Source organism: Acidovorax sp. GW458-11-26-14-TSB4 (genome assembly GCF_059423865.1).
Genome location: NZ_JBWKYR010000020.1, coordinates 81,299 through 89,480, shown reverse-complemented (window position 1 = coordinate 89,480; position 8,182 = coordinate 81,299). Strand labels below are relative to the sequence as shown.

At 65.9% G+C, this 8,182-nt stretch carries 5 protein-coding genes and 1 pseudogene; 4 read left to right on the top strand and 2 right to left on the bottom strand.

Translation table 11 applies throughout. The features are described from left to right. Positions 1-262: 262 nt before the first annotated feature. Genes AC07X5_RS26995 through AC07X5_RS26980 form a run of 4 tightly spaced genes read left to right on the top strand, consistent with a single transcriptional unit; the run spans position 263 to position 4,871 of the window. A complete protein-coding gene (locus AC07X5_RS26995) occupies positions 263-2,419 on the top strand; it encodes a DUF1800 domain-containing protein (protein WP_494772640.1) in 2,157 nt (718 codons plus the stop codon). Positions 2,420-2,434: 15 nt separating this feature from the next. Beyond that, on the top strand, positions 2,435-3,883 hold the full coding sequence (locus AC07X5_RS26990; protein ID WP_494772639.1) for a DUF1501 domain-containing protein: 1,449 nt from the start codon (positions 2,435-2,437) through the stop codon (positions 3,881-3,883). Positions 3,884-3,935: 52 nt separating this feature from the next. Next, positions 3,936-4,205 (top strand): LysR family transcriptional regulator, encoded by a 270-nt coding sequence (locus AC07X5_RS26985; RefSeq protein WP_494772638.1) that lies wholly within the window; start codon positions 3,936-3,938, stop codon positions 4,203-4,205. Continuing rightward, positions 4,206-4,871 carry a LysR substrate-binding domain-containing protein gene (locus AC07X5_RS26980; protein ID WP_494772642.1) on the top strand — a complete coding sequence of 222 codons (666 nt, stop codon included), beginning with the start codon at positions 4,206-4,208 and terminating at the stop codon, positions 4,869-4,871. A 362-nt stretch (positions 4,872-5,233) separates the two neighbouring features. Here the strand turns inward: AC07X5_RS26980 and AC07X5_RS26975 are convergent. Both AC07X5_RS26975 and AC07X5_RS26970 read right to left on the bottom strand, forming a co-directional pair. After that, positions 5,234-6,267 (bottom strand): annotated as a pseudogene (locus AC07X5_RS26975) (IS110 family RNA-guided transposase). 837 nt (positions 6,268-7,104) lie between these two features. Beyond that, the gene (locus AC07X5_RS26970; protein WP_494772637.1) at positions 7,105-7,755 is read right to left on the bottom strand and encodes a S24 family peptidase; all 651 of its coding nucleotides are present in this window, start codon (positions 7,753-7,755) and stop codon (positions 7,105-7,107) included. Positions 7,756-8,182: the final 427 nt, after the last annotated feature.

The following is an 8,182-nucleotide window of genomic DNA, read 5'->3' as shown; positions in this document are numbered from 1 at the left end:
CTTTCTTTGGGGTACGTTTCTTTGGCGACGCAAAGAAAGGTACCTCGGCCGCCGGGCCGAGACCCGGCCTCCGCCTTTGGCATAGGCATGCAGTGGTCTCAGCCCACACCGCCAGGTGCACATCCCGGCCCCCGCCCTCGGCAAAGACACAGAGCAACCATGACCAAAGCACACCACAGATTCCCCCACGGCATCAAAACAGCTTGACCACCGCAAATCGCCCACGCGACACTTGGAACAGGGAGCAACAGGGGCACCATCCATGCAGTCCACGACAGACGAAGAAATTGCACTCGGCCAAAGCAGCCGCATCGACAACCAGCACAACGTGGAGGAAGGCACCGGCCCGGCCGGTGGCGCGCCGGCCCTGTCTGCCGCGCTGGCCGCCGCAGCGCTGCTCGCCGCCTGCGGCGGAGGCGACGATCCGCCCGAGGCCCTGGTGCAGGGCCGGGCCGAGGTGGCACAGCCGCAACTGCTGGGCGGCACGGGCTCGAGCGCCAGCCGCTCGGCCGCCACGCGCATGCCCACGGCCGATGAGTTCCTGGACTGGGCAGAGCGGCAGTTTCCGCAGTTCTTCTCGCCGCACGCATCCACCCTGAGGGCCGATGCGCTGAGCTACCGCTTCTATGCGGGCACGGGCCTGTACCTTGGCGTGCTCAATGGCGAGGTGCTGGCGCTGGGGCCGGCCACGGGCGGCAAGGTGGCGGCGCTGGGGCGGGTGGCGGATTTTGCCGATGCGGTGCTTGCGGGCAGCGGCGGCAGTGGCAGTGTGGCCAGCGACGAGGCGGCGGCGCGCTTTCTGCACCAGGCGGCATTTGGCGCAAGCGACGCGGACATTGCCGCCGTGCGCAGCCAGGGCTACGCGGGCTGGCTGGACGCGCAACTGGCCATGCCCATGGGACAGAGCAAGTGGGACTGGCTGGTGGCCCAGGGCTATGCGGTGGCCAATGACCGGGCCTTTTTCTTCAACAACAGCCTGGCGCAGTACGCGGTGTGGCACGACCTGTTCAGCGCCACCGACATGGTGCGCCAGCGCTGGGCGCTGGCGCTGTCGGAGGTGTTCGTGATCTCGGTGGCCAGCATTGGCGGCAGCCTGAACTGGCCGGGCTTTGCGGGTGCGCATTACTGGGACACGCTGGCGCGGCTGGGCTTGGGCAACTTCCGCGCGCTGCTGGAGGCTGTGACCCTGCACCCGGCGATGGGCGCCTTTTTGAACACGCGCGGCAACCAGAAGGAAGACCCGGCCACGGGCCGCGTGCCCGACGAGAACTATGCGCGCGAGGTGATGCAGCTGTTCACCATCGGCCTGCACGAGCTCAACCCCGACGGCACGCCGCGCCTTGGCGCCAACGGCCAGCCCATCGAGACCTATGGCCCGGCCGATGTGACCAACCTGGCGCGCGTGTTCACGGGCTACGACATCGACGCGAGTGGCCTGGCGCCGCTGCAGAACCCGGTGCCGCCGGGCGGCACGCTGCTGCGGCCCGAGTACCTGCAGCGGCCGATGCGCTTTGACGCGAGCAGGCATTCCACGCTGGAAAAGCGCTTTCTGGGCACCAGCATCCCTGGCGGCACGCCGGGCCCCGAGGCGCTGCGCATGGCGCTCGACGTGCTGTTCAACCACCGCAACGTGGGCCCGTTCTTCGCGCGCCAGATGATCCAGCGCCTGGTCACCAGCAACCCCGAGCCGGCCTACGTGGCGCGCGTGGCCGCTGTGTTCGACAACAATGGTGCGGGTGTGCGAGGTGACCTGAAGGCCGTGCTGCGCGCCATCTTGCTCGACGACGCGGCGCGCGGGCCGGCGGGGCTCAACTCGCGGAGTTTCGGCAAGCTGCGCGAGCCCATGCTGCGGGTCGTCAACTGGGGCCGGGCGTTCAAGGCGCGCTCGCTGGCCAACACCTGGAAGTACGAGGTGGGCAACTGGGACCCCGAGTCCGATCTGCAGCAGATACCGCTGAATGCGCCCTCGGTGTTCAACTTCTACCGCCCGGGCTATGTGCCGCCCTCGACCGAGATGGCCGCCATCGGCGCGACGGTGCCGGAGTTCCAGCTGGTCAGCGAAAGCTCGGTCAGCGGCTACATCAACTTTCTGCAGGGCATTCTGTATTCGGGCCTGTGGATCGGCAATCCTACGGAGATCGGCTTTCCGCGCGACGGCCAGGGGGTGACGTATGTTCCCGACATCGTGCCCGACTACAGCGCCGAGTTTGCCCTGGTGGGCGATACGGCGGCGCTGGTGCGGCGGCTGAACCTGCTGCTCGCGGCGGGGCAGCTGTCGCAGGCCACGCAGGACTTCATTGCCAATGCGCTGCGCATCGACCGCATCAGCGCCAGCGCGGACGAGGGGTTCAAGCGCATCCACGTGGCGCGGGCCATCCTGTTTGTGATGTCCTCGGCCGAATACCTGGTCAAGAAGTGAGTAAGTGAGGCCCCCATGTTTTTGATGCAACACGAGCAGCACACGCGCCGCGCCTTTCTGCGCCGCTCCGGCCAGATGGCGCTGATGGGCGCCGCGGCGCCTCTGGGGTTGAACCTGGCCGCCATGGGTGAGGCCGCAGCCTTCACGGCCAATGACTACAAGGCGCTGGTGTGCGTCTTCCTGTTTGGCGGCAACGACTATGCCAACACCGTGGTGACATACGACGCCGCACGCCACCAGGCGTACGAACGCATCCGCATGGCCGGTGCGGGCACGGCGGCGGGCAGCATCGCCATTGCGCGCGCCCGGCTGGAGGCCACGCGCCTGCAGCCCACGGTGCCGCTGGCCGGCGGGGCCGAGTATGCGCTGCACCCGTCGATGGGCGGGCTGGCCGGGCTGTTCAATGCCGGCCAGGCGGCGGTGCAGCTCAACGTGGGACCGCTGGTCACGCCGACCACGCGCCAGCAGTACGCGGGCAACACGGTGCCGCTGCCGCCCAAGCTGTTCTCGCACAACGACCAGCAGTCGGTGTGGCAGTCGCAAGGGGCCGAGGGCTCAACGCGCGGCTGGGGCGGCAACATCGGCGACCTGGCGCTGTCGTCCAACGGCAATGCGCTGTTCACCTGCATCTCGGTGACGGGCAACACCGTGTTCCTGGCCGGGCGCAATGCCATGCAGTACCAATGCAGCACGGCGGGGCCGGTGGCGATCAAGGCCACGCGCGGCGCCCAGCCGTTCTTTTACGAGCCCGCCATGCGCGCGGCCTTCACCGAGCACATCCAGCAGACGCGATCGCACATGCTGGAGAACGAGTACAACGCCGTGATGCGCCGTGGCATCGCGGCCGAGGGGCAGGTCAGCGGCGCACTGGGCGGCGTGGCGCTGAACACGCCGTTCCCCGCGAACAACCCGCTGGCGGCGCAGCTGCGCATGGTGGCGCGCCTGATCGGCGCGCGCAATGCCCTGGGCCTCAAGCGCCAGGTGTTCATGGCTTCGCTGGGCGGGTTCGATCTGCACGACGACATGGTGGGGCGCCAACCCGCCCAGTTGGCGCAGGTGAGCGAGGCCATCACCGCCTTCTACCGCGCCACGGTGGAACTGGGCATTGCCGACAAGGTGACGACCTTCACCGCGTCGGACTTCGGCCGCACGCTGACCAGCAATGGCGATGGCACCGACCACGGCTGGGGCAGCCACCACCTGGTGGTGGGCGGCGGCGTGCGCGGCAAGGCCTTCTACGGCACCCCGCCGCCAGTGAGCGTGGGCGACACCGGTGCGCCACAGGACCAGTGGCACATCGGGCAGGGGCGGCTGTTGCCCAGCACCTCGGTGGACCAGTTCGGGGCCACGCTGGGCAAGTGGTTCGGCGTGTCTGCGACGGAGCTGCCGGCCATACTGCCCAACATCGGCCATTTTGGCGGGGGCGCGTATCCGGTGGACCTGGGCTTCATGGCGGCTGCCTGAGCGCCGCTGATTGCACCCTTGTCTCCAGCGCCGTTGCTGCGTTTTCTTCTTCGTGCCATCGCCATCCTCCACCACCCCCGTCCCCATCAAGGCGCTGCTTGCTTTTGACGCGGCGATGAAACACGCCAGCTTCCGCCTGGCCGCGCAGGAGCTGCACGTGACCCCCGGTGCCGTGGGCCAGCAGATCAAGAACCTGGAGGAATGGCTGGGCACGCCGCTGTTCGTGCGCTCGGTGCGCCAGGTGCAGCCGACCGCGCAGGCGCTGGCCTACTGGGGCAGCGTGGGACCGGCGCTGGCGCGCATTGCGCAGGCCAGCGAGTAACTGCGTGCGCAGCAGCTGCAGCAGGCACAGCAGCAGCGCAAAGCGGTATGGCTGTCGATGCCGCCCACGCTGGCGGCCAAGTGGTTCGCACCGCGCATGGCGGCGTTCTTGCAGCACCGGCCCGACGTGTCGCTGCACCTGGGGGCGACCACGGCGCTCAGCGATTTCGAGCGCGAGCCGGTGGATCTGGCCATTCGCTATTTCGACGGCAAGGATGCGGCGCTGCGCAGCACCTTGCTGTACCCCGACGAGGCGCGCCTGTACTGCGCCCCGGACTACCTGCGCAGGCTGCGCATCAAGACCCCCGACGACCTGGCCCGCGCCACGCTGCTGCACACGACCTTGCTGCCGTACTGGAAGCCCTGGCTGCAGCGCTTCAGCCAGTTGTCGGGGGCGCAGGTGGATGCGATTGCGGGCCAGCATTTCGACCAGAGCATGCTGGCGCTGGAGACGGCGCGGCATGGGCAGGGGGTGGTGCTGAGCAGTGCGATCCTGACCGAGGTGGAGTTGCGGGAGGGGTGGTTGGTGGAGCCGTTTCCTGCCATGCGGTTGGCGGTGGGAAAGGGGTATTACCTGGTGCAGCGGCGGGGGGTGGCGTTGCGGCCGGCGGCGCGGGCTTTGAAGGAATGGTTGGTGGGTACGGCGGCTGCGGAGCGTGAGAAATGAGGTAGTGGTTGCTGTGTGCTTGTGCTGAAGGCGGGAGCCGGGATGTGCGCCCGGCGGCGCAGTAACTTTCTTTTGCTTCGTACATGGACGCCCCTTTGCTGGCAAGCCAATTCGTGACGGGTCAGAAGGAAAAGATTGCTCCCGTACATCCGGACTTTTGTGCAGCCTTTTAGGCTGCTGTCCCTGATGGGATTTGCTGGTTGGGGCCCCATAGCCAAAGTGCACTACTGGGTGTGCGAGAAGCAAAGCGGGCTTTGCCAACCACGGTCTTACCTGTCTTGCCATCACTGCATGATTGCTTGAGCAATCGGTGGACTACATCTCCTGTTCTTGTTGTAGTAAATTGCGCTGAGCCTTATCGATTAGGCGAGCACTTGGGCACGTTGGTATTCCAGCTGGAACGCTCGGCCCTTGGTCAGCAGTGCCCAAACGATCCGAGCATTCTTGTTTGCCAGCGCCACGGCTGTGACGTTAAGTTTCTTTCGCTCAAGAAGCTGGTCCAGCCACCCGGCTTTCTCGGGTGACTTCTGGCGCGCGTAGATCACCGATCGGGCGCCGTGGATGAGCAAGGTTCTCAGATACGCATCGCCTCGCTTGCTGATGCCCAGCAGGTTGTTCTTGCCGCCACTGGAATGCTGACGGGGTACCAGACCCAGCCACGCTGCCAATTGCCTGGCGTTGTCGAAGTTATTGGCATCCCCGATGCTGGCGACCAGCGCAGAGGCGGTGATCGGACCGATCCCTGGAATGGCCTCCAGCTTGCGGCTGGCCTTGCTCTGGCGGTGCCAGGCCTTGATCAGCGCTTCAGTCTCATCGACCTGCCTGTCCAGGGCCAACATATGCTGCAGCAGGCGGTCGATCATCTGCCGGAACATACCGGTCAACTCATTGCTTGCATCCTCGATCAGCTCGGGCACCCGCTTGGCAACGTTGGCGATGCCCTGGGGATGACCAGGCCGAACTCGGCCATTAGCCCGCGAATACGGTTGGAGCATGCAGTGCGGTCCTTCACGAACCCCTGCCGCACACGATGCAGCGTGATCACGGACTGTTGCTCGACATCCTTGATCGGCACAAAGCGCATGTTCGGTCGAGCCACCGCCTCGCAGATGGCTTCAGCATCGGCCATATCGTTCTTGTTGGACTTGACGTAGGGCTTGACGAATTGGGGGGCCATCAGGCGAACGGTGTGGCCAAAGCTGGTTAGTTTGCGCGCCCAGTGGTGGGCGCTGCCGCAAGCCTCCATGCCCACCAGGCAGGGAGGCAACTGCGCGAAGACCTCGGCCATCTGCTCGCGCCGCAGTTGCTTGTTAAACACCTTCTTGCCAACCTCGTTGACTGCATGCACCTGGAAAACATTCTTTGCCAGATCAATGCCGACTGTCGTAATCTTCATGGCGGACGCTCCTCTCGGTTTGGGTGGTTGATGCAAACACTTCCACTTTGGCACTTTGATGCCGTTAAGGGTGGGGCGTCCATCCCATTGCCAAAAGAAAGTCACCAAAGAAAAGGCGACCCCCAGTCTGCGTCCCTTCGCTTCGCTACGGGCAACCTGCGGTGCTCGGAACTGGGGTGGTGCCGATGAACTCCGTGCGCTCCCTCTGCGAGGGAGCTCCGGTCAAACAGCATCGGCAAGCCAGAGCACGAAGTGCATGTGTCCTTCGGCACATGCACCCACCCCAGCTCCTGCGCTCCTCGGCGCAGCCAGAAGGGTTGGGGCGCGGGGACAAACCCAGCTGCTGCTTCGCAGCTGCGCCGGGTGTCGGTTCGCGCTGCGCGCTGCCGACGAAACGGGCGCGATCACTCTGGCGAGCCGAGCGCAGCGAAGGACCACAGGCCGAGCGAAGCAATGGCCCGTGTGGGGCCCGTTCCCACCCCCTTCTGACCGTGCCGAGAAGCGCAGAAGCTGGGGTGGCGTGTGTGCCGAAGGACACACACGCTTCGTCATCTGGCTCGCCGCAGATGTCTGAACGGAGTTCGCCCGCAGGGGGAACGCAGTGAGTTGCGAGGCGCACCCCAGCTTCGAGCATCGCAGGCTGCCCCCTCGCCACCGGCGAGGGGGACACGGGCAGCGGGGCCGCCTTCTCTTTGGTGACTTTCTCTTGGCGGCCCAAGAGAAAGTTACTGCGCCGCCGGGCGCACATCCCGGCTCCCGCACTCAGCAGAGGCATGCTGTTAAAAAAGCCACGCCGACCGCGCACGGCGGCTCCCGCCGGCAAGCCGCCAGCGGGCATCAATCATTCGACCACAACGCCGATTTCGCTATCCCCGCCACATACTGAATCACCTCCACCTCATCCTCCGGAATACTGATCCGCGGATGCGCCTCGTTCACCGAGTCGAGGTGCACCATGCCATCGCGCACATAGGCCAGCTGCTTGACCATGACCTTGCCGCTGCGCTCGCGCACCAGCACCTCGTCGCCCGGCATGAAGCCGTGGTTGGGCTCGATGACGACGAACTCGCCGTGGCGGATGCGGGGCTTCATGCTTTCGCCGCGGCAGCGCAGGGCGTACGCGTTGGGGTCGCGCGTTGGCCAGTTGATGCGGCCGTCGCCGTGGCCCACGGGGTACTGCAGTTCGCAGAAGTAGCCGTCGTCGCCCAGTTGCGCGGTGCCCACGACGGGCACGCCTTCAGGCGCCAGGCTGCGTGCGGCCTCGCTGCCGGCGCGCAGCAGCGAAGGGAACATGGTGCCCAGGGGCAGGTTGGCGCGCTTTTCGAGGTTGAGGGCGGCGCGCTCGCCGAAGGCCTCTTCCTCGTCCAGGTACTGGGTCATGCGGCCCTTGCTCACGCCGAACTGGTCCATGAAGCGCTGGCGGTCGGTGCCGAAGTGCTTCTCGAAGTAGGCGGTGAATTCCGCGCGGCGGGTGCTGTCGTTGCTCATGGCTGCGAAGTTTAGCTGTAGCTAAATTTTTGGCAAGTTGTTTTAGCTTGTGCTTGACTAATTGTTTAGATAAAACTAAACTTGCTGCCATGAGATTCACGGATTGGCTGGATGCCGAACCCGGCCGTAACAAAGAAGTGGCAGAGCACTTCGGGCTGACGCCGAGTGCCATCACGCACTGGCGCCGGGCCGTTCCCAGAAGCCGCATGCGCGAGCTGCATGCGTTCACGCAGGGGGCGGTGGACTTTGCGGGCATGTTGCCCCGATCCCGGGGCGCAGCAGCGGGCCCGGTGGATCCTGGTCCTGGGCGGTGTTGACGGGGCGAAGGTGGCCGCAAGCGCCACTTAAGCCCTGACCGGTTGATTTCTCCTGCCATGGCGCTGACGCAGCAGGCGCCATGGACTTTGCCCGGTGCTGCATGCATGCA